Annotated in this window: 21 protein-coding genes; 14 read left to right on the top strand and 7 right to left on the bottom strand. The window is 63.9% G+C overall.

Annotation, left to right across the window (positions count from 1 at the left end):
* Positions 1 to 56: 56 nt before the first annotated feature.
* The 5 genes from ACVDHI_RS10780 to ACVDHI_RS10760 all read right to left on the bottom strand — a co-directional run bounded on the left by ACVDHI_RS10780 (position 57) and on the right by ACVDHI_RS10760 (position 7,683).
* Positions 57 to 1,202 (bottom strand): mannitol-1-phosphate 5-dehydrogenase, encoded by a 1,146-nt coding sequence (locus ACVDHI_RS10780; RefSeq protein ID WP_447212073.1) that lies wholly within the window; start codon positions 1,200 to 1,202, stop codon positions 57 to 59.
* A gap of 37 nt (positions 1,203 to 1,239) precedes the next feature.
* On the bottom strand, positions 1,240 to 3,168 hold the full coding sequence (locus tag ACVDHI_RS10775) for a PTS mannitol transporter subunit IICBA (RefSeq protein WP_282414582.1): 1,929 nt from the start codon (positions 3,166 to 3,168) through the stop codon (positions 1,240 to 1,242).
* Positions 3,169 to 3,812: 644 nt separating this feature from the next.
* Entirely contained in the window at positions 3,813 to 5,834 is a 2,022-nt protein-coding gene (locus tag ACVDHI_RS10770) for an exoribonuclease II (RefSeq protein ID WP_226044762.1), read from the bottom strand.
* A gap of 86 nt (positions 5,835 to 5,920) precedes the next feature.
* Positions 5,921 to 6,820, bottom strand: a complete 900-nt coding sequence (locus ACVDHI_RS10765) for a LysR family transcriptional regulator ArgP (protein ID WP_010672764.1) — start codon at positions 6,818 to 6,820, stop codon at positions 5,921 to 5,923.
* Between the two features lie 233 nt (positions 6,821 to 7,053).
* A complete protein-coding gene (locus ACVDHI_RS10760; protein WP_029313613.1) occupies positions 7,054 to 7,683 on the bottom strand; it encodes an acyl-homoserine-lactone synthase in 630 nt (209 codons plus the stop codon).
* 64 nt (positions 7,684 to 7,747) lie between these two features.
* Between ACVDHI_RS10760 and ACVDHI_RS10755 the strand changes: the two genes are divergently transcribed.
* The 3 genes from ACVDHI_RS10755 (at position 7,748) to ACVDHI_RS10745 (ending at position 11,520) form a co-directional block, all read left to right on the top strand.
* The gene (locus tag ACVDHI_RS10755; protein WP_010672766.1) at positions 7,748 to 8,530 is read left to right on the top strand and encodes a LuxR family transcriptional regulator; all 783 of its coding nucleotides are present in this window, start codon (positions 7,748 to 7,750) and stop codon (positions 8,528 to 8,530) included.
* Positions 8,531 to 8,792: 262 nt separating this feature from the next.
* Positions 8,793 to 9,413, top strand: a complete 621-nt coding sequence (lysE, locus tag ACVDHI_RS10750; protein WP_041214378.1) for an L-lysine exporter — start codon at positions 8,793 to 8,795, stop codon at positions 9,411 to 9,413.
* Between the two features lie 127 nt (positions 9,414 to 9,540).
* Positions 9,541 to 11,520 carry a bifunctional 2',3'-cyclic-nucleotide 2'-phosphodiesterase/3'-nucleotidase gene (locus ACVDHI_RS10745; protein WP_042015436.1) on the top strand — a complete coding sequence of 660 codons (1,980 nt, stop codon included), beginning with the start codon at positions 9,541 to 9,543 and terminating at the stop codon, positions 11,518 to 11,520.
* 114 nt (positions 11,521 to 11,634) lie between these two features.
* Here ACVDHI_RS10745 and lpxL read toward each other — a convergent pair whose 3' ends face one another.
* Positions 11,635 to 12,558 carry an LpxL/LpxP family Kdo(2)-lipid IV(A) lauroyl/palmitoleoyl acyltransferase gene (lpxL, locus tag ACVDHI_RS10740; RefSeq protein ID WP_010672769.1) on the bottom strand — a complete coding sequence of 308 codons (924 nt, stop codon included), beginning with the start codon at positions 12,556 to 12,558 and terminating at the stop codon, positions 11,635 to 11,637.
* Positions 12,559 to 12,806: 248 nt separating this feature from the next.
* Between lpxL and hldE the strand changes: the two genes are divergently transcribed.
* The gene (gene hldE, locus ACVDHI_RS10735) at positions 12,807 to 14,234 is read left to right on the top strand and encodes a bifunctional D-glycero-beta-D-manno-heptose-7-phosphate kinase/D-glycero-beta-D-manno-heptose 1-phosphate adenylyltransferase HldE (protein WP_039039759.1); all 1,428 of its coding nucleotides are present in this window, start codon (positions 12,807 to 12,809) and stop codon (positions 14,232 to 14,234) included.
* Between the two features lie 154 nt (positions 14,235 to 14,388).
* Here the strand turns inward: hldE and tolC are convergent, their stop codons facing one another.
* Positions 14,389 to 15,714, bottom strand: coding sequence for an outer membrane channel protein TolC (gene tolC, locus ACVDHI_RS10730; RefSeq protein WP_029313618.1), 1,326 nt, complete (start codon positions 15,712 to 15,714; stop codon positions 14,389 to 14,391).
* 306 nt (positions 15,715 to 16,020) lie between these two features.
* Between tolC and nudF the strand changes: the two genes are divergently transcribed.
* The 10 genes from nudF (at position 16,021) to parE (ending at position 25,020) form a co-directional block, all read left to right on the top strand.
* Positions 16,021 to 16,662 carry an ADP-ribose diphosphatase gene (nudF, locus tag ACVDHI_RS10725; protein WP_010672772.1) on the top strand — a complete coding sequence of 214 codons (642 nt, stop codon included), beginning with the start codon at positions 16,021 to 16,023 and terminating at the stop codon, positions 16,660 to 16,662.
* A gap of 99 nt (positions 16,663 to 16,761) precedes the next feature.
* Entirely contained in the window at positions 16,762 to 17,208 is a 447-nt protein-coding gene (locus ACVDHI_RS10720) for a DUF1249 domain-containing protein (RefSeq protein WP_039039758.1), read from the top strand.
* Between the two features lie 27 nt (positions 17,209 to 17,235).
* Positions 17,236 to 18,054, top strand: a complete 819-nt coding sequence (gene cpdA, locus ACVDHI_RS10715) for a 3',5'-cyclic-AMP phosphodiesterase (protein ID WP_041214382.1) — start codon at positions 17,236 to 17,238, stop codon at positions 18,052 to 18,054.
* 9 nt (positions 18,055 to 18,063) lie between these two features.
* Positions 18,064 to 18,651 carry a YqiA/YcfP family alpha/beta fold hydrolase gene (locus tag ACVDHI_RS10710; RefSeq protein WP_045523103.1) on the top strand — a complete coding sequence of 196 codons (588 nt, stop codon included), beginning with the start codon at positions 18,064 to 18,066 and terminating at the stop codon, positions 18,649 to 18,651.
* Positions 18,652 to 18,653: 2 nt separating this feature from the next.
* Entirely contained in the window at positions 18,654 to 19,277 is a 624-nt protein-coding gene (locus ACVDHI_RS10705) for an NUDIX hydrolase (protein WP_447212072.1), read from the top strand.
* 36 nt (positions 19,278 to 19,313) lie between these two features.
* Positions 19,314 to 19,718, top strand: coding sequence for a GFA family protein (locus tag ACVDHI_RS10700; RefSeq protein ID WP_039039754.1), 405 nt, complete (start codon positions 19,314 to 19,316; stop codon positions 19,716 to 19,718).
* A gap of 171 nt (positions 19,719 to 19,889) precedes the next feature.
* Positions 19,890 to 20,132, top strand: coding sequence for a DUF1656 domain-containing protein (locus tag ACVDHI_RS10695; RefSeq protein ID WP_039039819.1), 243 nt, complete (start codon positions 19,890 to 19,892; stop codon positions 20,130 to 20,132).
* Positions 20,125 to 20,991 carry an efflux RND transporter periplasmic adaptor subunit gene (locus ACVDHI_RS10690; protein ID WP_039039753.1) on the top strand — a complete coding sequence of 289 codons (867 nt, stop codon included), beginning with the start codon at positions 20,125 to 20,127 and terminating at the stop codon, positions 20,989 to 20,991. Before ACVDHI_RS10695 ends, ACVDHI_RS10690 begins: the two co-directional genes overlap by 8 nt.
* Position 20,992: 1 nt before the next feature.
* Entirely contained in the window at positions 20,993 to 22,996 is a 2,004-nt protein-coding gene (locus ACVDHI_RS10685) for an FUSC family protein (protein WP_257713644.1), read from the top strand.
* Between the two features lie 113 nt (positions 22,997 to 23,109).
* The gene (parE, locus tag ACVDHI_RS10680; RefSeq protein ID WP_319882951.1) at positions 23,110 to 25,020 is read left to right on the top strand and encodes a DNA topoisomerase IV subunit B; all 1,911 of its coding nucleotides are present in this window, start codon (positions 23,110 to 23,112) and stop codon (positions 25,018 to 25,020) included.
* Positions 25,021 to 25,093 lie beyond the last annotated feature (73 nt).

Raw genomic sequence — 25,093 nt, 5'->3', positions numbered from 1 at the left:
CCCCGGTTTGTATCGTATGGGGTCCGTCACGGGCGGTGTGACGCCACCCCATCAGGTCACTTCAAGTTGTTGTAACGGGCGACGATGGTGCGTACCACATCGCTGTGCTCATCCAGGCCGGTGACGCGGGCCAGGGTCCGTGCCGGACCAAGTTCCGTCAGCATGGCCTGCAGCTCCACCGCCTGGGGATCGTCCTCATTGCGGTAATGCAGTGCGGCGGCGATGCCCTCCTGCAGGTGATCGCTCGGCAGGCCGTACTCCAGGGTGCCGAGCAGCGGCTTCACCAGCCTGTCCCCCGCCGCCAGCTTGCGCAGCGGCTGGCGACCGACCCGGTCAATCTCGTCCACCAGATAGGGGTTGGCGAAGCGGGAGAGGATCTTCTCGATGTAGGCGGCGTGCAGGCGCGGGTCGAAGCCGTAGCGTTTCACCAGCACGGCCCCGCTCTCCTCCATGGCGCGGCGCACCTTGCTGCGGATCAGCGGATCCTCGATCGCCTCGCGCACGGTGTGATAGCCCCTGAGCTTGCCGAGGTAGGCGGTGACGATGTGGCCGGTGTTGAGGGTGAACAGCTTGCGCTCGACGAAGGCCATCAGGTTGTCGGTGGGCTCCATGCCCGCCACCTGGGGCAGCTCCCCCTTGAACTGGGTCCGATCGACGATCCACTCGCTGAAGCTCTCCACCGTCACCTCCAGGGGATCGTCGTTCGCCGCGGCGGGCGGAACGATGCGATCCACCGCCGAGTCGACGAAGCCGACGCACTGCTCGAGGGTGGCATGATACGCGACCGGCAGGTACTTGAGTACCTCCTCCTTGAGGTGGCTGGTGCCGCGCACCATGTTCTCGCAGGCGATGACGTTGAGGGGAGTCAGGTTGCCGGCATCGAAGCGGGCCTGCAACCCCTTGGCCAGGGTGCTGGCAATCTTGTCCAGGATGTTGGGGCCGACCGCCGTGGTGACCAGATCGGCGGTGATGATACGGGCGATCACCTCGTGTCCGGCCGAGCTGACGGCGGCAACGTTGCGCACCACGTCCAGCTTCTGATCCGTGCCCACCACGTGCACCTTGTACTCCTGGCGGTGGTTGAGCTGGTCGATCAGGGTCTCGTTGACGTCGGCGAAGGTGACCTGATGGCTGGCGTCAGCCAGCAGTTTGCCGATGAAGCCCCGACCGATGTTACCGGCACCAAAATGCAATGTTTTCATGATATTAACCTCTACAACCAAAGACGATGATGGATGATTACGCGGCCTGCTCGGCCCCCAGCAGATCCAGGAACTCCTGGGGATCCTGGGTGCTGGCCAGACGGTCGACGAGACCGGGCTCATCCAGTGCATTGGTCAGGCGGGTTATGACCTGTATGTGTTCATCGTTGCGGGCGGCAATGCCGATGACCAGGCGCGCCACTTCATCGGCGCCCTCGCCGAAGGCGACTCCGGCCGGGTACTGGCAGATGACGATGCCGGTACGCTTCACGTGCTCCTTGGCGGCGATGGTGCCGTGGGGCACGGCGATGGATTCGCCGAGGTAGGTGGAGACCAGCTGTTCGCGCTCCAGCATGGCGTCGACGTAGTCCGGTGCCACATAGCCTCGCTCGGCCAGCAGCTTGCCGGCGGTCACGATGGCGGCTTCCTTGCTATCGGCCTTGAGGCCCAGGTGCACGTCCTGCAGGCTAAGGGTGAAGACTTCCGGCTCCTGGGGCTCGTAGCTGTCGTCGTTGGCCGCCACCAGCAGTTGCGGGTTGGCGACGTCATCGTTGGCCGCGTTGGCCAGGCTGAGGTTCTGCACCAGCTCCTGATAGAGGGCGTTGTCGAGGAAGTTGGTCAGCGAAATGTGCTGTGCATGCGGCGCATGGCGACGGGCACGGTCGGTGAGATCCTTGTGGGTGATGACCAGATCCACCTGATCGTCCAGGTTGTTGATGGCACGGTTGGTGACGCTGATGTCGAGACCGGCGGCCTGCACCCGCTTGCGCAGCATGCCGGCGCCCATGGCGCTGGAGCCCATGCCCGCATCGCAGGCGACGACGATGTTGCGCACTGCGGTCAGCTCGGTTTCCGGCTTCTTGGCGGCGGTGGTCTCGGGCTTGGCACCCTTCATGGCCTTCATCTTGCGGGTGGCTTCACCCAGGGCATCGGCCTCGTCGGCTTCCGGCTGCTGGGCACGGACGAACACGGCGGCGACCAGGAAGGAGACGGTGGCGGAGGCGACGATGGAGAGCAGCACCCCGATGAGGGAGGCTTTCGGCGTCATCAGCAGCACGGCGAAGATGGAGCCCGGGGAGGCGGGGGAGACCAGACCGGCGTTGAACAGGGTCAGGGTGAAGACCCCGGTCATGCCGCCTGCGATCACCGCCAGGATGAGGCGCGGGTTCATCAGCACGTACGGGAAGTAGATTTCGTGGATGCCGCCGAAGAAGTGGATGATGGACGCACCGGCTGCGGACTGCTTGGCGGCGCCACGGCCGAACACCATGTAGGCCAGCAACACGCCCATGCCCGGACCCGGGTTCGCTTCGATCAGGAAGAAGATGGAGCGGCCCTGTTCGGTGGCTTGCTGGATCCCGAGCGGCGAGAAGATGCCGTGGTTGATGGCGTTGTTCAGGAACAGGATCTTGGCCGGCTCGACGAAGATGGAGGTGAGGGGCAGCATGTGGTTGTCCACCAGGAAGCCGACACCGCTCGCCAGCACGCCGGAGAGCACCTTGACGAAGGGACCGATGACGAAGAAGGCGAGAATGGCGAGCAACATGCCGATGATGCCGGCGGAGAAGTTGTTCACCAGCATCTCGAAGCCGCTCTTGACGCGACCTTCCATCGCCTTGTCGAAGCGCTTGATGGCCCAGCCACCCAGCGGGCCGACCATCATGGCGCCCATGAACATGGGGATGTCGGTCCCCACGATGACGCCCATGGTGGTGATGGCACCGACCACGGCCCCCCGGTCACCCCCGATCAGCTTGCCGCCGGTATAGCCGATGAGCAGCGGCAGCAGGTAGGTGATCATGGGACCTACCAGCTTGGCCAAGGTTTCATTGGGCAGCCAGCCGGTGGGGATGAAGAGGGCGGTGATGAAGCCCCAGGCGATGAAGGCGCCTATGTTGGGCATGACCATATTGGACAGGAAGCGTCCAAAATTCTGTATCTTGACTTTGGTATCCGGTGATAACATGTCGGGACCCCGTTTTAAGCCTGTGTGATTAAAAGTGGTAGTCGGGATGACGAGTTTTGCCGAACTCCCATCCCAGTCGTCTAAGCAACTTCAATCTACCAGCTTGTGATCAAATTAGGCTGAAAACGGGGTGTCTTGTGACCTGGATCTCAAATACCCCGACCTCCCCCCTCCCGGCATAGTGATGACGATCACAGTCAGTCGCTGTATTTCGGCTACATTTCGATCTTCTCGCCTCTGGGTGTCAATTTTTTGTGATTGATGTCTCGTTTTGTGGTTTGCGCAAACACGGTGTCAACGTGACTGCCGTCACAAAACCAAACTTTGCACTCAAATGAGTCATGATTTGTCGCCTCGTATTCGCAAGTAATGACGATGGATATGCCGTAGTTCATCGTTAATCACCAATGAATCATTTATTTTGTAACCCACTTTCAGTTTTTCCCCCGAGAGGATCGGTTCCGACAAGGCCTCTTGTGACGCCCGGGTGGCGGATCCTGATCCGCTCCCGTCTCGATCCTCCCTGCCGGTCGCGACGCAGGCTGGGGCCTGCGAGCGGGTCTCCCATTCCGTCTGCCCGCGGAGCGCAGCCATAAAAAAAGCCCGCAGGATGCGGGCTTTTGCAGAGCAGACAAGCAGGGGGATCACTGCGCCTTGGGGGCCTCGTCGGCAGGCGCGGCATCGGCCTCGCTGGTCGGGGCCACCGGCGCCGGACCCGGCACCAGATCCACCGCCGGCTTGGCGATGAGGGAGCGGGTCTCTTCCACCGCCTCGGTCAGCTTCACCTCGATGATCTGGCCGAGCTCGTAGACCACCTCGGTCTTGTCCAGATAGACGCGGCCGTTGTCCCAGTTGCACTCCAGCCGATCCTTGTTGTCCAGGATATGGCGGGCGGGCATGAAGACCACGGCGCCGTTCTCCTGCAGGCGCAGCTTGAGGCCGGCGCGCATCACGTCGATGATCTCGGCGTTGAACACCTTGTCGGTGCCCGCATCGGCCTTGAGGTAGCGCACATAGAGCCAGTCGCCGATGTCGCGCTCCACCATGCGGTGCAGGCGGCGGCAGGCGGTCAGGTGCTCGGTCAGCTCCAGGCTGGGGCGCTCACCCGGGGTCTTGCCGGCGATGACCGCCTTGAGCAGGCGATGGTTGACCATGTCGCCGTATTTGCGGATGGGGGAGGTCCAGGTGGCGTAGGCATCCAGACCCAGGCCGTAGTGGGCGCCCGGTTCGGCGGACATCAGGGCATAGCTCTGGAAGCGGCGGATCTTGCCGTCCAGCCAGCGGGTGTCCAGGTTGTCTATCCAGCGGCGCAGGGCGCAGAAGCCGGAGAGGCTGGCGATCTCTTCCTTCTCGAACGGGGCCTCGGCGGTCTTGAGCAGCTCGATGGCGCCGTCCAGGGACTCCTCGTCAAAGCCGGTGTGGACGTTGAAGATGCCGTAGCCGACCTCTTTGCCCAGCACGCGGCCGGCGCAGATGTTGGCGGCGATCATCGACTCTTCCACCATGCGGTTGGCGATGCGGCGCGGCTCCACGTGGATGGCCAGCACTTCGCCGTCTTCACCCAGCTCGAAGTCGTAGTCGGGTCTGTCCGGGAACACCAGGGCGTGCTCGGTGCGCCACTTGATGCGAGCCTCGGTCATCGCCTTCATCAGCGGCAGCTGGGCCAGCACGCCGGCGTCGATATCCAGCTGTTTGCCGTGTTCGGCCCAGTCGGAGACGTCGTCATAGCTGAGACGGGCATGGGAATTGATGCGGGCGGCGAAGAACTCGGTCTCCTCCAGCAGCAGGCCGTCCTCGGCGATGAGCAGACGGGCGCACAGGGTGTTGCGCTCCTCGCCCTCTTTCAGGGAGCAGAGCTCGTCGGAGAGGGTGCGCGGGATCATGGGCACGTTGCGCCCCGGCATGTAGACGGTGAAGGCGCGCTGGGCGGCCTCCTTGTCCAGCTCGCTCCCCTCGGCCACATAGGCGGTCGGGTCGGCGATGGCCACCAGCAGCTCCCAGCCGTTCTCCAGCTTGGTGATGGCCAGGGCATCGTCCATGTCCTTGGTCTTGGCACCGTCGATGGTGAAGAAGGGAACCTGGGTCAGATCCCGGCGGGGCAGCTCTTCCTCTTCGATCACCTTCCACTCCGGCAGGTCCGCCGGTTCAATCTGGGCCAGGTTGTGGCGCGCCAGCACCACCCACCAGGGCACGTTGTGATCTTCCTGGGTGGCGATGAGCTGGGTGATCTCGGCGGAGAAGTTGCCGTCCACCAGGGCATGGCGCTTGAGGGTCGCCACCACCCAGTCCCCTTCCTTGAAGGATTTCTCGTCCAGACCCTTCTTGGCGCGGGCCTTGATGGCGTCCTTGATGAGGGGGTGGTCGGGCACCACGTTGAGGCGGTCGCGGAACATCTTGACGCGGCCGACGAAGCGGGTGACGGCCTGCTCCAGCAGGGCATCCGGCTCGGCCACCTCTTTCTCTTTTTCAGTGCGGATCAGGGCGCTCACCCGGTCACCGTGCATCACCTTCTTCATGTAGGGAGGCGGCACGAAATAGCTGGTCTTCTCATCGACCTCCAGGAAGCCGAAGCCCCGATCGGAGGCGCGGATCACACCCTCTTTCTTGGGGATGTTTTCGCGGATTTGTTGCTTGAGCTGGGCCAGCAGCGGATTGTCTTGGAACATAAATGGGGAACCTGAGTGGAGACCTGATGGTTAATCGCCCAGCACTATACGTTTTTACCCCCCCAAAGCCAAGGTGAATGGCCCCCTCAACGGGGTTGCAGTGCCCGTCGCCCCTGCTGGATCAGGCGCTGGGATATCTGCTTGTGCAGCCCCCGCTCCAGCACCCAGCGGTGCCAGTAGAGCTGCTCGACCAGGTGGTGATCCGGGTTGAGATCGAGCAGGCGCCCCTCTTCCAGTTGCTGGCGGATCTGCAATTCCGGGATGAGGCAGCAGGCCAGCCCCTGCTCCGCCATGGCGACGAAGGCCTCGGAGGATCGCACCGTGTGGCAGGGGTAGCCACCGGGGGGGAGGGCGAAATGACGGGCCATGTAGCTGATGTGCATGTCGTCGCGCTGATCGAAGGCCACCGCCGGCGCCTTGGCCAGGGCTGCCGCCGTGAGGCCGTTCGGGAAGTGGCGGGCGACGAAGGCGGGGCTGGCGGTGAGCAGATAGCGCATCTCGCCGAGTTCGTCGACGCAGCAGCCCGCCAGCGGCTGGGGTTGCAGGCTGACGGCGCCGAACGCCTGCCCCTCGCGCACCCGGTCCAGGGTGCGGCTCTCGTCATCCACCAGCAGGTTCAGCTCGATGGGGTATTGCTCCAGCAGCGGCGCCAGGGCGGGCAGGAACCAGGTAGCCAGGCTGTCGGCATTGACGGCGATGCTGACCCGGATGGGGGCCCTGGGCTCGTCGGGGGAGAGCTCGCCGGCCAGCTCCAGCTCCAGCTGGCGCACCTGGCGATAGTGGGCCAGCAGCTTCTGGCCGAGCCCCGTGGCCTGCAGCGGCTGGCTGCGGATGATGAGCGGCTCCGCAAACTGCTGCTCCAGCTGCTTGATGCGCTGGGAGATGGCGGACTGGGTAATGTGCAGGCGCTGGGCGGCACGCTCGAAGTTTTGCTCCCGGATCACCGCGTCCAGGGCCAGCAGCAGCTTGTAGTCCAGCGTCTTCATCAGCATTCCTTATGAAAAAAGGGAGTTCAGCAAGAATGCTACTCAAGGGAGCGCCAGAGGACAACCCGACCGCCCCCATGGAGGGGGCCCGTGTCCGGGGCCGCCCCTGTGAGATGTGACAGTAGCCCTGACATGAGATTCATAAGATACTCATCCAGTCCGTTTTTGCATGGGGTGGAAACGGACCATAGCGAGCGTCTTGAATCCCGGGCCGGTCCCGGGACTTTTTTTGCTCAGATGACGGCGAGCAGAGCATCCCCCGCCGGCCGGTAATGGCCCTGCAGGGGGCGATGTACGGCGCGGTCGAAACGCTCGTCCAGGTGGAAGCGGATGCCGACCCCGCGCACGGCCCCCAGATCCACCGCCTGGCGATGGCCGAGGCGTTCGATGGGCAGGCCGAGGCGACGGAAGATGCGCTCCACCGGCAGGCTGACCACGGCCACCAGCTCGCGGATCCCCTGCTCCCTGGCGAAGGCCAGCACCTCGCGGAAGATGACGCAGGTGAGTTCGCTGATGCCGTTCTCCAGGCGAGGGGCCCGGTCGGCGTCGATGGCGAGGCGGGTCAGCTCCCACACGTCGTTGCCGCGCGGCGGGGCTTCGCCAGCGAGGGCGGTGGGGAAGATGCTGGGTAGCATGTAATCCTGGGCGCAGCTGAGCAGGCGGATGCAGCCGCACAGCCCCTGTTTGTCTTCAATCAGCACCCAGTGGGTGTCGGGCTTGTCGAAGTTGTCACGCTCCAGGCCACGGCGGGATTCCACGTCCCAACCGAGTCGATCGGAGAAGACGCGGTTGCGAAATCGGTAGAGCTCGTTTTCGACCTCCCATCTGGGGTGTTCTTTCAATTTTCCTTTGAAAACAAGCATTCATGTCTCTCCATTTCATGGTTAGGCGCTATAATCCAAGGCCTTGGCCAGGGGAGGCTTGCCTATGACACGCGACCAACTGCTTGAGTACCTGGAACATTTCACGCTGGTGACCGATGGCAACCGGTTGTCCGAGCTCATCGGCCGCTTCACCCTGGGAATGGGCTACGACTACTACCGCTTCGCCCTCATCCTGCCCATGTCGATGCAAAGGCCCAAGGTGGTGCTGTTCAACCAGTGCCCCGACTCCTGGGTACAGGCCTACACCCTGAACAACATGCTGGCCTGCGATCCCATCATCCAGCTCGCCCGCAGGCAGACCCTGCCCATCTACTGGAACCGGCTGGACGAGAAGGCGCGCTTCCTGCAAGAGGGGAGCATGGATGTGATGGGGCTGGCGGCGGAATTCGGGTTGCGCAACGGCATCTCGTTCCCGCTGCACGGGGCGGCGGGGGAGAACGGCATACTCTCTTTCATCACCCGGGAGCGGGCGTCGAGCGATCTGATGCTGGAGTCCTCGCCCATCCTCTCCTGGATGTCCAACTACATCTTCGAGGCGGCGATCCGGATCGTGCGCCAGAGCATGAGAGAGGACGATCCCCAGGAACCCCTGACGGAGCGGGAGACCGAGTGCCTGTTCTGGGCCAGCGAAGGGAAGACATCGGGGGAGATCGCCTGCATCCTCGGCATCACGGAGCGCACCGTGAACTACCACCTCAATCAGGTCACCCGCAAGACGGGGTCGATGAACCGCTACCAGGCCATCGCCAAGGGGGTGAGCAGCGGCATCCTGCTGCCGAACCTGGAGCAGGTGGTGGTCACCAACTTCCCCTCCCTGCTGCAGTGAATACAGGCCCGGCGGCACCGGCTCGTCGCCCGGCATCCCCTCTGTCGCCATCACCGCTGTCCTGCGCCGTCCCATCCTGCCGCCGATTCTCGGGGTGGGGCTGTGACCCCACAATTGTCAGATCCTGCAATTGACAACCTTCTTTGTGTGGTTTCGGCCCGGTTTTCATCAGTTTTATGAATGCATCAGAAAATGAATGAATTTCTCTGATTACCCGCACCCCCTTATAGTGCGTTTCTCTCTTTCACAGGAACGCATCCCCATGTTCGCCACCACCCTGCAAGGATTTACCCTCGGCCTTGCCATGATCATCCCCATCGGGGCCCAGAATGCCTTCGTGCTGAGCCGGGGCATTCACCGCAACCACCACCTGCTGACGGCGACCCTCTGCTGCCTGTGCGATCTCGTGCTGATCGGCATCGGGGTGTTCGGCGGGGCCAACCTGCTGGCGGCCAGCCCGATCGGCCTGGCCCTGCTGACCTGGGGCGGCGTGCTCTTCCTCGGCTGGTTCGGGGTGCGCTCCCTGCGCAGTGCCTGGCGCGGCCAGGAGGCGGCTCTGGCGGACTCGCCCCGGTTGATGGGGGTGAAGAGCGTGCTGGCCATGACCCTCGGAGTCACTCTGCTCAACCCCCACGTCTACCTGGATACCCTGATGTTGCTTGGCTCCTTCGGCAGCCAGTTTGCCGAGGAGCTCAGACCCGCCTTCGCGGCGGGGGCCATGCTGGCTTCCCTGGTCTGGTTCTACGGACTGGCGTTCGGGGCGGCGGCACTCTCCCCCTGGCTTGCCCGGGGCCGGGTGCAGCAAGCCATTGATCTTGTTGTAGGTCTCATCATGCTGGTGCTGGCGGCCAAGCTGGCATTGGGTGCCATATTGGCCTCATGAGGCTATTTTTGTGCCGGGCTTCATAAAAATGAGTCCCGGTGCCATCTGCTGACATATTCGTCTGTTAAATTCCCGGCGCTGGTAAAGCGTTACTCATAATAAAAGGGAAAAAACAGTGAATAACACCATGAAGCTGGGGGCTATTGCCGCCATCGTGCTGCTGTCTGCCTGCAGCAACGAGAATGACAGCAAGGCGCAGCCGGGGACCGTCTCCCTGCGCCTGATCCAGACCTCCGACATCCACTCCAACGTGCTGGGGTACGACTACTACCAGAACAAGGAGGATCGCAAGTTCGGCCTCTCCCGCACCGCCCTGCTGATCCGCGCCGCCCGCGCCGAGAACCCCAACAACCTGCTGCTCGACAACGGTGACCTCATTCAGGGCACGCCGCTGGCGGACTACATCTTCGAGCAGTCCGGTGCCGGCTACCTCGAGAAGCAGGCGCACCCGGTGTTCAAGGCGATGAACGAGCTGGGCTACGACGCGGGCAACCTGGGCAACCACGAGTTCAACTACGGCCTGGACTACCTTGGCAAGGTGCTGGCGGGAGCCGACTTCCCCTATGTGAACGCCAACGTGTTCGAGGCGGGGGCCTTCAAGCGCGATGCCAAGGGACAGATTGACTGGAGCGGCAACAAGTTCACCCCCTATCTGCTGCTGGAGCGCGAGGTGACCGATGACAAGGGCCAGCGCCAGCGCGTCAAGGTGGGCATCCTGGGTCTGACCCCGCCCCAGGTGCTGCAGTGGGACAAGCGCCATCTGGAGGGCAAGGTGGTGGTGGCCGACATGGTCGAGACCGCCAATCACTATGTGCCCGAGCTGCGCGCCAAGGGCGCCGACATCGTGGTGGTGGTGGCTCACACCGGCATCAATGCCAGCAGCTATGAGGCCATGATGGAGAACTCCGCCTGGCATCTGGCCAAGGTGAAGGGGGTGGATGCCCTGATGCTGGGCCACGCCCACAAGAACTTCCCCGGGGACTTCCCGGATCTGCCGGAGGTGGACAATAAGGCGGGTACCCTGAGCGGCATCCCCACCGTGATGCCCGGCTACTGGGGCAACCACCTCGGCATCATCGACCTCAAGCTGGAGCAGGTGGACGGCAAGTGGCAGGTGAAGCAGAGCCAGGCCAGCCTGCGCAAGATAGACGCCAGCGAGGGCAGTGCGGTGGATCAGCGGGTGGTGGACCTGGTGCAGGCGGATCACGACGCCACCAACCAGTGGCTGGACGAGCCGCTCGGCAAGATCACCTCCCCCATCCACAGCTTCTTCGCCCTGGTGCAGGACGACCCCTCGGTGCAGCTGGTGAGCGATGCCCAGCGCCGCCACGCGGAGCAGTTGCAACAAGACGGCCTGCTCAAGGAGTCCTACCCCATCCTGTCGGTGGCGGCCCCCTTCCGTGGCGGTCGCAACGGCATCAACGACTTTACCTACGTGGCCCAGGGTGACATCTCCCTGCGCAACGTCTCCGACCTTTACATCTATCCGAACACCCTGCAGGTGGTCGAGGTGAACGGGGCCACCGTCAAGGAGTGGCTGGAGATGAGCGCTGGCCAGTTCAACCAGATCGACACCGGCAAGACAGAGGTGCAGTGGCTGGTGAACGAGAGCTTCCCCACCTACAACTTCGATGTGATTGACGGGGTCAACTACGAGGTGGACATCACCCAGCCGGCCCGCTACAGCAAGGACGGGGTCAAGGTGAGCGACGGCCAGCGCATCAGCGGCCTCACCTTCAACGGCCAGCCCGTGGACCCGGCCCAGAAGTTCTACGTGGTGACCAACAACTACCGCGCCAGCGGCGGCGGCCACTTCCCGGGCATCGACGGCAGCAACATCGTCCATGAAGATCCCTTCGAGACGCGGGAGATCATCGCCCAGTACCTGAAGGCCCAGTCTGCGGACAACCCGGCTGGCTTCAGCCCGGCGGCCAACAACAACTGGCACATGAAGGCCCTGCCCGCCAACGTGGACGTGCGCCTCTACTCCTCGCCGACCGACGAGGCCAAGGCCCTGGCGGGGGCGGATCTGTCGTACCAGTCCACCCTGCCGATGGATGACGCCAAGCACCCCGGCTACGCCATCTACCGCCTGATCCGCCAGTAAGGCAGACGCTAGCAGCCAACAAAAAAGCCCTCGCAGTGCGAGGGCTTTTTCATGGGGCGCGGTGCCATCCTGTCCTGTCGTCTGGACTTGCCCGGTCGACGGGGCGGGAGGGCATCAGTAGTAGCCGGGATCGTCCGGATTGGGGCGGGTCTTGAAGCGGCGGTGCAGCCACATGTACTGCTCCGGCGCCTTGCGCACGGCGGCTTCAATCTCGCGGTTGGCGCGGCTGGCATCCGCCATGTCGTCACCGCTCGGGTAGTCCGCGAGCGGGGCCCCGATATGCAGGGTGTAGCCCTCCCGGGTGCGGATGTTGTAGCAGGGCAGGGTGACGGTGTTCTTCACCCGGGCCAGGGTGGCGGTCCCCGTGATGGTGGCGGCCTGCTCCACCGCGAAGTAGGGCACGAAGACGCTGGCATGGCTGCCGTAGTCGTGATCCGGTGCATACCAGAGGGCGTCGCCGTTGCGCAGCGCCTTGATCATCCCCTTCACGTCCATCCGGTCCACCAGGTATTTGTTGGAGGCGCAGCGACCGTGGTACTGGGCGTACTCCAGCACCGGATTGGTGTTGGGGCGGTAGACACCGACCCCGGGACGTACCAGGCCGAAGCAGCGGGCATTGAGCTCAAGGGTGAGGAAGTGGCAGGAGAGCAGCAGCATCCCCTGGCCCTTCTCCATGGCGTTGATGACGTGCTCTTCCCCTTCCACCTTCATCAGGCGGCGCATCCGCCAGTCTGGCCAGAACCAGGCCATGCCCACCTCGAAGATGGCGCAGCCCACGCTCTCGAAGTTCTGCACCAGGAGGGCTTCGCGCTCATCCCGGCTGAGCTCTGGCATCGCCAGCTCCAGGTTGCGGCGGGCAATCTTGACGCGGGATTTCAGCAGCTTGCGGGCCAGGGTGCCGAGCTGGCGGCCCAGCCACATCTGGCTGCGCCAGGGCAGCAACACCAGCAGCCAGAGCAGGGAGAGGCCCAGCCAGCTCCCCCAGTAACGGGGATGGAACAGACGGGGTTCGAGGCGGGGAGCGTGTTCTTGGGCCATGAAGAGTCTCTTGTTCGCAAAGGCAAAGGGGGGAGTCCGACCGAACCGGGGGGCCTGTGTGGGGTGGCCCGGCGCGGATGCGGTCACTCGCATGTGGAGGATTCTATCCGAAAAGCGGGGGCGGGCGCGAATCGCCGTCATCTGGTCAGAGGGGGCGTCAGGGGGCAGGGCCGTGCTTTTTTCACGCCCCGGAAAAGAGTGTGATAAAATCGGCCGCTGAATTTTTCAGGTTTTGAGAGCCGATACAGATGAAAATCACCCTGCCCGAGTTTGAAAAAGCCCGCATCCTGGTCGTTGGCGATGTCATGTTGGATCGCTACTGGCATGGCCCTACCGGCCGGATCTCCCCCGAGGCGCCGGTCCCCGTGGTCAAGGTCGAGCACATCGAGGAGCGCCCGGGTGGCGCCGCCAACGTGGCGCTCAACTCCGCCGCCCTTGGCGCCCAGGCCGTGCTGCTGGGCCTGACCGGTCAGGATGAAGCCGCCGATGCCCTCGCCAGCCAGATGGCCGGGGTCAAGGTGGCCTGTGATTTCGTGCGCCTGACCGACTATCCGACCATCACCAAGCTGCGGGTGCTGTCCCGCAACCAGCAACTGCTGCGCCTCGACTTCGAAGAGGCCTTCCACGACGTGGATGCCAGCCTGCTGATGGGCAAGGTGGAGCAGGCGCTGCCCCAGGCGGACGTGATGATCCTCTCCGACTACGGCAAGGGCGCCCTCAACGATGTGCCCGGCATGATCCGGCGTGCCCGCGCCGCCGGTATCCCCGTGCTGGTCGATCCCAAGGGGACCGATTTCGAGAAGTACCGCGGTGCCACCCTGCTGACCCCCAACATGTCCGAGTTCGAGGCCGTGGTGGGCAAGGTGAAGGGGGAAGAAGACCTGGTCGCCAGGGGGCTGGAGCTGGTCAAGCGCTTCGAGCTGGACGCCCTGCTGGTCACCCGTTCCGAGAACGGCATGACCCTGATCCGCGAAGGGCAGCCCGAGCTGCACCTGCCGGCCCAGGCCCACGAGGTCTATGACGTCACCGGTGCCGGTGACACCGTCATCTCCACCCTGGCGACTTCCCTTGCCGCGGGCAAGAGTCTGGACGAGGCCTGCGCCCTGGCCAACACCGCCGCCGGCATCGTGGTCGGCAAGTTGGGGACCTCCACCGTGAGCCCGGTGGAACTGGCCAACGCCCTCTACACCGAGCAGGAGACCGGCTTTGGCGTCATGTCCGAGGCCCAGCTCAAGGTGGCCGTCCAGGCCGCCCGTCTGCGCGGCGAGAAGGTGGTGATGACCAACGGCTGCTTCGACATTCTGCACGCGGGTCATGTCTCCTATCTGGCCAATGCGGGCAAGCTGGGGGACCGCCTGATCGTGGCGGTGAACACCGACGAGTCCGTGCGTCGCCTCAAGGGGCCGGGTCGCCCGGTCAACCCGACAGAGCGCCGTATGACGGTGCTGGCGGCCCTGGGTGCCGTGGACTGGGTGGTCCCCTTCAGCGAAGACACGCCCCAGCGTCTGATCGCCGAGATCCTGCCAGACCTCCTGGTCAAGGGGGGCGACTACAAGCCCGAAGAGATCGCCGGTTACGCCGAGGTGACCGCCAATGGCGGCGAGGTGCGGGTGCTGAACTTCGAGGACGGCTGCTCCACCACCGACATCATCAAGACCATCCGCGAACGCGGATAAGCGTAAAACCCGGCCAAGGCCGGGTTTTTTGATGGGGCTGCCGGGTCGGTGACATGGTCGCTGCCTGGCAGGCCCCGACCAACGCACTTCCAGCGGCGAACAGAGATGAAAAAGGCGACCCCGGGGTCGCCTTTTCTCATGGTGTGCGCCTGGCTCAGGACTTCTTGGTGACCTGGGCGGCGGGCATCAGACCCTGGTTCACCTCTTCCAGATCCTTCTGCTCCAGGATGCCGGCGGCCTGCTTGAGGGAGAGGATGCTGAGGATGTAGTTGTAGCGGGCCTCGGAGAGCTTCTGCTTGGCCTGATACAGCTTGCGGGTGGAGTCCAGCACGTCGACGATGGTGCGGGTACCCACCTCGTAACCGGCCTCGGTCGCCTTCAGGGCGCTGTCGGCGGAGATGACGGACTGGCTGTAGGCGCGGACCGAGCCGATGCTGGCGTTCACGTTGTTGTAGGAGGAGCGGACCGTGCTCTGCACCGAGCGGAAGCTGCGCTCGAGCTGTTCGCTGGCGGCCACGTAGTTGAACTGTGCCTGCTTGACCTGGGAGGTGGTGGCCCCGCCGGTGTAGATGGGCAGCTTGAAGTTCAGGCCGATGTTGCCCTGATTGCTGTTGCTCTCGGGGTTGCGGATCTCGTCCTTGTAATCGTTGTAACCGGCGTTCAGGCCGGCGCCCAGATCCAGGGTCGGTTCATGACCGGTCTTGGCCAGATCGATCTGCTCCTTGGCGATGTCCTTGCCGATGCGGGCGCTGTGCAGCTCCAGGTTCTTGTCCAGGGCCAGTTCCAGCCACTTGTCGGAGTTGAACGCGGTCTTCTGCGGGCTGAAGCGATCGGTGTTGAGCACGTCCAGTTGACGGTGGTCGATACCGGTCAGCTCGCGCAGGCTCTCGTAGCTGTTGTCCAGGGTGTTCTCGGCATTGATCTCGTCCGCCAGCGCCTGATCGCGCTCGGCCTCGGCCTCGTGCACGTCGGTGATGGCGGTCAGGCCCACTTCGAAGCGCTGCTGGGTCTGTTCAAGCTGACGCTCGACCGCGGTCTTGTTGGCACGCACGAATTCCAGGGTATCCATGGCCTTGAGCACGTCGAAGTAGGCCTGGGCGGTACGCAGCATCAGGTTCTGGTACTCGAGGTTGTAGGCCACGTCGGACTGGGTGGCGCTCTTCTCGGTCAGATCCAGGTTGACCCAGTTGCTGCGACGGTAGATGGATTGATCCAGGGTCACGGAGCCGGTAGCGCCCGTGTTGGTCATGGTGTCGTTCTTGTTTTGCAGGTAGTTCAGGCCGGCGCCCAGGTTGATCTGGGGCAGCAGGGCTGCACGGGATTCGTTGATCTTCTCGAAGGCCTGGTCCCGCTTGGCCTTGGATTCCAGCAGCTGGGTGTCCTTGATCTGGGCCTGTTGGTAAATATCGAGCAGGTTTTCGGCATGAGCGGCGCCGCTCACACCCAGCATCACCATGACTGACAAGAGTGTTCTTTTCATATGATAGTTTTAACCTTTTGTATCAACCCAAAGCTGTCCGCTGGATGAAGGGGGGATTGTCACCGACCAAGCTTGATTTCAGCTTAACCACTCTACTATAAGCAGATTTCATTGCGAACTGTCTCTTTTCCAGCTGCGGAAACGTCAAGGTCCGGGGCGAGTTTTCTCGGCAACGCGCCTAGCCAAATGCCCTGTGGCTGCTAAAATCCTTCCCTCATCGTCGGCGAGAGCGAGTGAATGAATGTTCATTCATGCCCCCGAATATTATGGTCAAACCAAGCCAAGTCAAGCTGGCAGGAGTCTCGAATGTCACAGCAAGCCTTGCCTCAAACCTGCCACTACTCCAGCGATGATGTGAAAATCATTGAAAAATCAGCTGGATATAATGGCTTCTTCAAGGTGAATGTCTACCGCCTGCAACACAGGCTGTTTGCCGGTGGCTGGAACGCCCCCATCGTCCGGGAACTGTTCGAACGTGGCCATGCCGCCGCCCTGCTGCCTTATGATCCGGTGCGGGACGAGATCGTGCTGGTGGAGCAGTTTCGCATCGGCGCCATGGAGACCAGCGCCACCCCCTGGCTGCTGGAGCTGGTGGCCGGCATCATCGATGAAGGGGAGACCGCCGAGGCTGTGGTGCGGCGCGAAGCGGTGGAAGAGGCTGGGATCGAGGTGGGACGCTGCGAACACGCCATCAGCTATCTGGTGAGCCCGGGTGGCAGCACCGAGCGCATCGAGGTGTTCGTGGGCGAGGTGGATGCCAGTCAGGCCAAGGGGATCCACGGTCTGGCGGAAGAGGGGGAAGACATCCGGGTCCACGTGGTGAGCCGCGAGCAGGCCTATGCCTGGCTCAAAGAGGGGCGCATCGACAATGCTGCCTCCGTCATCGCCCTGCAGTGGCTGGCCCTGAATCACGGCGAGCTGCGGGCACGCTGGCTGGCGGGGCGCTGAGGTGACGCTCGTTCAGACCCGGGTCAGGTGCCCTGTGTCCGACTGGAACACTGTGCAGTGGGTCCACCCTTCATGGACCCTGATTGAGGGAGCCGCGACATGTCATTAGTCCAGAGCCCGATGAAGCGCTATGTGCCTGATTTGATGTCCTTGCAGCGTACCTGCGAGGTCAATTACATGGCGCTGATGAAACTGTTGCCGCCCGGCGGCAGCGTAGGTGCTGAGCGCCGCTATCAGGTCGGCAACGGCCTGCAGTTCCAGCTCACGGTGACCGAGGAGAGCCGCTTCACCAGCCAGGTGATCCTGGCCCAGCACAACCCCGAATTGCCGAGCTACTTGCAAGCCCGGATAGAGATTCGTTTGTATCATGATGTGCGAATGGCGGAAGTGTGTGCGGCGCAACAGATTTCAATGTTGCAACCACGTTATGATTATCCCAATCAAAAAATGCATCACAGGGATGAAAAGGAGCAGGTAAATCTATTCTTGGCCGATTGGTTGAGATTTTGTCTCAAACACGGCACCAGCCTGATTAACATCCTCTAGTCGAACCCATAAAAAAGAAGCGTGATTTTGGAAACAGAGCTACCTCAGGCGCCGGACGGCAGTGTGCGCCTGTTACAGATTACCGATACCCATCTCTTCGCCAGTGCCGAGGGGCGGCTGCTGGCCGTGCCCACGGCGCAGAGTCTGGCCGCCGTGCTGGAGCGGGTGCAGGCCAACGAGCACCCGTTCGATCTCATCCTCGCCACCGGGGATCTTTCCCAGGATCACAGCCCGGAGTCCTACCAGCGCTTCGCCTCCATGATGGCCCCCCTGGCTCGCCCCATCTACTGGTTGCCCGGCAACCACGACGACGGCCCCCTGATGACCGAATACCTCCATGCGGCCGGCATCAGCGAGGCCAAGCAACTGGTAGGCGAGCACTGGCAGGTGATCCTGCTGGATACCCAGGTGCGCGGCAAACCCCACGGGGTGCTGGGGGATCACCAGCTGGCGGCCCTGGATCAGGCCCTGCGCCAGCATCCCGAGCGCCATGCCCTCATCGCCCTGCACCATCAGGCGGTGCCGGTGGGCTGCGCCTGGCTGGATCAGCACAACCTCAAGAATGCCGACGACCTGTTCGCCGTGCTGGCCCGCCACCCGCAGCAGAAGACCATCCTGTTCGGCCACGTCCATCAGGAGTTTGACGAGGTGCACCACGGAGTGCGGCTCATCGCCAGCCCCTCTACCTGCATCCAGTTCAAGCCGCTCTCCGACGGTTTCGCACTGGACGAATCCGGCCCGGGCTGGCGCTATCTCACCCTGCACCCGGATGGCCGGGTGGCGAGTCAGGTGTGGCGCCTGCCGCTGGGGCAGTTCGTGCCCGACCCCAATGCCACCGGTTACTGAGGGGTTGCCATGAAGCCCGTACTCCTCTACCTGCACGGTTTCAATTCATCCCCCGGCTCGGCCAAGGCGCAGCAGATGGCGGCCTGGGTGGCAGAGAACAGGCCCGATATCGAGGTGGTGATCCCGGCCCAGCCCAACACCCCGGCGGCCGCCTGGGCTGCCATCGAGCAGGCCATCGCCGACCTGAAGGCCCGCCACGGCAGCGCCCTGCGACTGGGCGCCGTGGGCAGCTCCCTCGGTGGCTTCATGGCCACGAGAGTGAGCGAGATGTACGGCTGCCGCGCCGCACTCATCAACCCGGCGGTGCGCCCCCACGAGCTGCTCTGCGACTACCTCGGCCCCCAGACCAACCCCTACAGCGGCGAACGCTATGAACTGTTGCCTGGGCACATGGACGAGCTGAGAGCGCTGGCGGTGCCGGTGACTGCCCCCGAGCGGCTCTGGGTGCTGCAACAGCAGGAGGACGAGGTGCTCGACTATCGCAAGGCGCTGGACGAATACCGCTTTGCCCGTCTCTCCCTGGAGTGTGGCGGCGATCACGCCTTCACAGGCTTCGAGCGCTACCCCGCCCAGATCGTCCGTTTCCTCGGGCTCTAGCCATGCAACCGCCGTTGGCCGCCTTCCTCGAACAGGTGCTGGCCACGGCCCAGGCGGGGCTCACCTACTCCCGCGATCCCTTCGACATCGCCCGCTTCGAGGCGCTGCGAGCGGCCACGGTGACGCTCATCGCCAGCCAGAGCGAGCTGGCCCCCGACGCCATCGGCGACTGGATTGCCCTCGATAGCGGCTATCCCACCCCCAAGCTGGATGTGCGGGCCTTCATTCAGAACGACGCGGGCCATATCCTGCTGGTGCAAGAGCGCAGTGACGGTTGCTGGACCCTGCCGGGGGGCTGGTGCGACATCGGCGATTCGCCTGCGGACGCCGTGGTGCGTGAAGTGGTGGAGGAGACCGGCCTCGTATGTCGGGCGGTGCAGCTGCTGGCCCTGTTCGACAAGCTCCAGCATCCCCATCCCCCGCAGCTGCCCCATGCCCACAAGGCCTTCTTCCTGTGCGAGGTGACGGGGGGCGCTCTGCTTACCGACACCGATGAAACCAAAGGGGCGGGGTACTTCCCCATCGACGCCTTGCCCGAACTCTCCCGCCACCGGGTGGTGGCGTCCCAGTTGCGCACCCTGCATGACCATCTGTCGCAGGGGCGGGGGGATACCCTGTTCGATTAACCGGTTCGCAGCCTGACACTGCGGCAAGGAGGCAGCATGATCACACGCATCGGCAATACCCCCATCCAGAAGAAACACAAGGCGAGCTGCCACTGCGGCGCCGTGGTGCTGGAGCTGACCCTGCCGGATGGCGTGGTGGATCCGCGCCGCTGCGACTGCTCCTTCTGTCGGCGGCGTGGGGCCATCGTCGCCTCGGTGCCGCTCTCCGGCATCCGCATCCTGCAAGGGGAGGCGGCGCTTCGCTGCTACCAGTTCAACACCCGCACCGCGAAACACTATTTCTGCAGCGTCTGCGGCATCTACACCCATCACCAGCGCCGATCCAATCCGGCGGAATATGGCTACAACCTCGCCTGTCTGGAGGGGGTCAACCCGTTCGATCTGGGAGAGGTGCCGACCCGCGACGGGGTGCATCACCCGGCAGATACCGTAGCCGATTGAACGCGAGGTGACTGCCCCGACGGGTGGCGGGGAGGACGGGCGAGGCGTTGTCGTGCCACTCCCGTGACGACGCCTCAGGGGGTCATCTGCTTGTGTAGCCCCCGCCATGGCTGTGTTAACCTTGCCCTGTCCGTCTCCCGGCGGACCCCGGCCTCTCTCTTCATTCCATCTCTGCCAACAGGGGGCACACCCGTGACGACTGCTTCAGCGCTGCCGGATCTGATCCTCGGGGCCTCGCTCTACTTTCCACCCCTGTTCAAGGCCGTGCTGCTCGGCCTGCTGGGCTGGCTGCCGCTGCACCATCTGCTGCGGGACTGGCTCTACGGCGGCGAGGTCTGGCACCCCCTGCTGATGGATCTCTCCCTCTTCATCCTCGCCGTCAGTGGCGCCCTATGGATATTGCTACATGGCTAAATCACCCCTCGCGACCCTCAAATACTTCTCCACCCTGCTGGTCTTTGCCCTGGCGCTGGTGTCGCTCTGGTGGCTGTGGAACGACTACATGCAGGGTCCCTGGACCCGGGATGGCAAGGTGCGGGCCGAGCTGGTCAGCATCACGCCCCAGGTGTCGGGCAAGATCGTCAGGATAGGGGTCAAGGACAACCAGCTGGTGAAGGCGGGGGACCTGCTCTTCACCCTGGATCCCGAGCCCTATCGCATCGCGCTGGACAACGCCAGCGCGGCCCTGGCCAAGGCCAGGTCGGATCTCGACAAGGCGGAGCACGAGGCGAACCGTCGCCAGAGCCTCTCCCGCACCGTCATCTCCGCCGAGGCGGTGGATGAATCCAGGCTCAATGCCCAGGCGATGAAGGCGGCTTATGAGGTGGCCCAGGCCAATCTGGAGCAGGCCAGATGGTCCCTTGCCCGGACCGAGGTCCATGCCGCGAGCGACGGCTACATCACCAATCTGCAGGCCAGGGTCGGCAACTACGCCACCGCCGGGGTGCCCCTGGTGGCCCTGATAGACACCCACTCCTTCTATGTGCAGGGCTATTTCGAAGAGACCAAGCTCAGACACATCGCCCCCGGCAAACCGGCCGAGGTGGTGCTCTACAGCGGGGATCGGGTACTCAGGGGGGAGGTGGAAAGCATAGGGCGCGCCATTCACGATCAGAGCCTGGAAGGCAGCGAGGGGCTGCTGCTCGACGTCAAGCCGAATGTGCCCTGGGTGCGCCTGGCCCAGCGGGTGCCGGTGCGGATCAGGCTGCTGGCGATTCCCCCGGATCTGGTCTTGATCGCGGGCACGACCTGTACCATCACCATAGGGGACTAGAGTGATCCCCTCGCTCTGGCGCCAGACCCCCTGGGGCAAGGCCAACGGCGGACAGTGGCGCTACGCCCTGCGCAATGCCCTGGCCATGTGCCTGTCGCTCTGGCTGGCGTTCGTGCTGCAACTCGACTCTCCCTACTGGGCCATGACCTCCGCCGCCGTGGTGAGCTTTCCCACCGTGGGGGGCGTCATCAGCAAGAGCCTGGGGCGGGTGGTGGGCAGCCTCATCGGCGCCATGGCGGCGGTGATGATCACCGGCCTTGGCATCGGTGATCCCTGGCTCTTCAGCCTGCTTATCGCCCTCTGGCTGGGGGGTTGCACCTACATCTCCAACCACCATCAGAACAACGTCTCCTACGGTTTCGCCCTGGCGGGCTATACCGCCGCCATCATCGCCTTCTCCTGCGTCAACCTGACCGACCCGCAGCATATCTTCGACATCGCCCAGGCCCGGGTGAGCGAGGTGATCGTCGGCATCCTCTGCGGTGGCCTGATGATGATGATCCTGCCGAGTTTCTCCGATGGCGAGACCCTGCTGGACTCCCTTGGCAAGAGCCAGACCCGGCTGCTGGAACATGCCCAGCTGCTCTGGCTCGGGGAGACGGGCGCCGATGTGCGCACCGCCCACGAGGGGGTGATCGGTCAGATCCTCACCCTGAACGTGCTGCGCATCCAGGCAGTCTGGAGCCACCACCGCCTGCGCCGCCACAACCAGTTGCTGAACTATCTGCTCCATCGCCAGCTGAGGATGGTCAGCCTCATCTCGGGGCTGCGCCGCATGCTGCAACACTGGCCAGAGGACGCCGTCGACCCGGCCTCCATGCTGGCCGCCGTGCTGCGGGAGCTGGGACAGGGGGGCTGCGACAAGCTGCGCATTGCCCGCCTGATGGCGCCCTTCGTGGCCCGTTCGGGGGATGATTATCGCTGTCAGGCCTTCTGGCTGCGGCTGCGCCACTTCTGCTGGAGCTACCTGGAGTGTCAGCGCTGGCTGGAAAGGCTGGCCCGCCACGATGGCCAGGAGTGGCCGGCGCCGCCGCGCCACAGCTCTCTGACCAGCCACACCGACGGTTTGGAGGCGGCCTACAACGGGGGGCGTACCTTCCTCTGCGTGATGCTGGGCTGCACCTTCTGGATCCACACCCAGTGGGATGCGGGCGCCGCGGCCCTGACCCTGCTCGCCATCTGCTGCGTGCTCTATTCCGCCACCCCGGCCCCGGCCAAGGGGGCCCAGACCATGCTCAAGGCCATCGTGCTGCTCAGCTTTATCTGCTTCGGGGTCAAGTTCGGGCTGATGATCCGCATCGACGACTTCTGGATCTTCTGTGCCCTGCTGTTCCCCGCCCTCATCACCCTGCAACTGCTGAAATTGCAGCGCCCCCAGGGGGCGGCGCTCTGGGGCCAGCTCATCGTGCTGCTCGGCTCCTTCCTCGCCATCACCAATCCGCCGAGCTACGACTACCTCGCCTTCGTCAACAGCAGCCTTGCCCAGGCACTGGGGGTGATGAGCGCAGGGCTGGCGTTCCAGCTGCTGCGACCTAGCTCGGATCGGCGCAAGAGCCGCCGCCTGATGCATCGTCTGCGGCGTGATTTCGTGGACCAGCTGGCCCCGGCCCCGCAGCAGAGCGAGGGGGAGTTTGAATCCCGGGTCTATCACGCGGTGAGCCAGCTCAGCCAGAGTCAGGATCAGGGGGCCCGGCTCTGGGTGCTGCGCTGGGGCGTGGTGCTGCTCAATTGCAGCCACATCGTCTGGCAGCTCAGGCTCTGGCGCAGCCGGGATCCGGCCCTCTATCTGGTGCGGGACGGCTGTCTGCGCTGCCTGAAAGGCATTCTGACCGAAGGGGGCGTGCAGCACGAGACCCTGGGGCGCACCCTGGCGGAGCTGGACCGCATCAGCCAGGGGCTGGGGGAACATGCAGACCCGGCGGCCCGGGCTCTGGCGGGGCTGGTGTGGCGACTCCACTGCTCCCTCTCCCAGCTTGTGCAGGCCCTGCCCGGGGAACCCGCCTGATCCCGGGCGCGGAGGCCGGAGCCCCTCTGGATCACCCTTTGCGAGCGCCCCATTTGTCCCGGGCCCTCCCAGCGAGTAAGATTCCCCCCAAACGTCAATTCGCAAGGCCCTCCATGTCCACTCAATACAATGCGGATGCCATTGAGGTCCTCAATGGCCTTGAACCGGTGCGTCGCCGCCCCGGCATGTACACCGACACCACCCGGCCCAATCACCTCGGCCAGGAGGTCATCGACAACAGCGTCGACGAGGCGCTGGCGGGTCACGCCCGCAATCTGGAGGTGATCCTGCACGAGGATCAGTCCCTCGAGGTGATCGACGACGGTCGCGGCATGCCGGTGGACATCCACCCGGAGGAAGGGGTTTCCGGTGTGGAGCTGATCCTCTGCAAGCTGCACGCGGGGGGCAAGTTCTCCAACAAGAACTATCAGTTCTCCGGCGGCTTGCACGGGGTAGGGATCTCCGTGGTGAACGCCCTCTCCGATCGGGTCGAGGTGACGGTGCGCCGGGACGGCCAGGTCTATGACATCGCCTTCGAGCGGGGCGAGAAAGTGCAGGAGCTGACCATCACCGGCACCTGCGGACGCCGCAACACCGGCACCCGGGTGCGCTTCTGGCCAGAGGCGCGCTACTTCGATTCGTCGCGCTTCTCGGTCTCCAAGCTCGAGCACCTGCTCAAAGCCAAGGCCGTGCTCTGCCCAGGCCTCACCATCAAGTTCCTCGACAAGAACACCGGCATCAAGCTTGAGTGGTGCTACGAAGACGGCCTCAAGGATTACCTCATCGATGCGGTCAAGCAGTTCACCTGCCTGCCGGAGCAGCCCTTCGTCGGCTCTTTCAGCTCCGAGCAGTCGGCGGTGGACTGGGCCCTGTGCTGGTTGCCGGAAGGGGGCGAGTGCCTCGCCGAATCCTATGTGAACCTCATTCCCACCGCGCTCGGTGGCACCCATGTCAACGGCCTGCGCCAGGGGCTGCTCGATGCCATGCGCGAGTTCTGCGAGTTCCGCAACCTCTTGCCGCGCGGGGTCAAGCTGACCCCGGAAGACATCTGGGATCGCTGCGCCTACATCCTCTCCATCAAGATGCAGGACCCGCAGTTTGCAGGGCAGACCAAGGAGCGACTGTCGTCCCGCCAGAGCTCGGCCTTCGTGTCGGGCGTGGTGAAGGATGCCTTCAGCCTCTATCTGAACAGCAACACCGAGCTGGCCGAACAGCTGGCGGAGCTCTGTATCTCCAGCGCCCAGCGCCGGATGCGCGCCGCCAAGACGGTAGTGCGCAAGAAGATAACGCAAGGCCCGGCCCTGCCCGGCAAGCTCACCGACTGCGGCTGCGCCGACCCCATGCAGGGGGAGCTCTTCCTGGTGGAGGGTGACTCTGCGGGCGGCAGTGCCAAGCAGGCGCGGGATCGCGAATTCCAGGCCATCATGCCCCTGCGCGGCAAGATCCTGAACACCTGGGAGGTGGAGGCCGGTCAGGTGCTCGCCTCGCAAGAAGTGCACGACATCTCGGTGGCCATCGGGCTCGACCCGGATTCCGACGACCTCAGTGGCCTGCGCTACGGCAAGGTGTGCATCCTCGCGGATGCGGACTCGGACGGTCTGCACATCGCCACCCTGCTCTGCGCCCTCTTTGTGAAGCACTTCCGCACGCTGGTGGAGAAGGGCCATGTCTATGTGGCCATGCCACCCCTCTATCGTATCGACATCGGCAAGGAGGTCTTCTACGCCCTTGACGAGGACGAGAAGAACGGCGTGCTGCAACGGGTCGAAGCCGAGAAGAAGAAGGGCAAGGTGATGGTGACCCGATTCAAGGGGCTGGGTGAGATGAACCCCAAGCAGTTGCGGGAAACCACCATGGATCCCAACACCCGCCGCCTGGTGCAGCTCACCATGGGCGCGGAAGGGGGGGCAGAAGGGGAAGATGGGGACGAGACCCTGCAACTGATGGACATGCTGTTGGCCAAGAAGCGCGCCGGTGATCGTCGCGAATGGCTGGAAGAGAAGGGCAACCTCGCCATCATCTAAGCCGTCGGCTGGCCCGGACAGGGCCAGCAAGCATTAGCCGGAGTCGCCAAGCGGCGGCTCCAAAACCGGAAGA

This window comes from Aeromonas sp. 25-248, assembly GCF_053005425.1.
The sequence above is the reverse complement of the archived record's forward strand: the minus strand, read 5'-3'. Positions and strand labels throughout refer to the sequence as shown.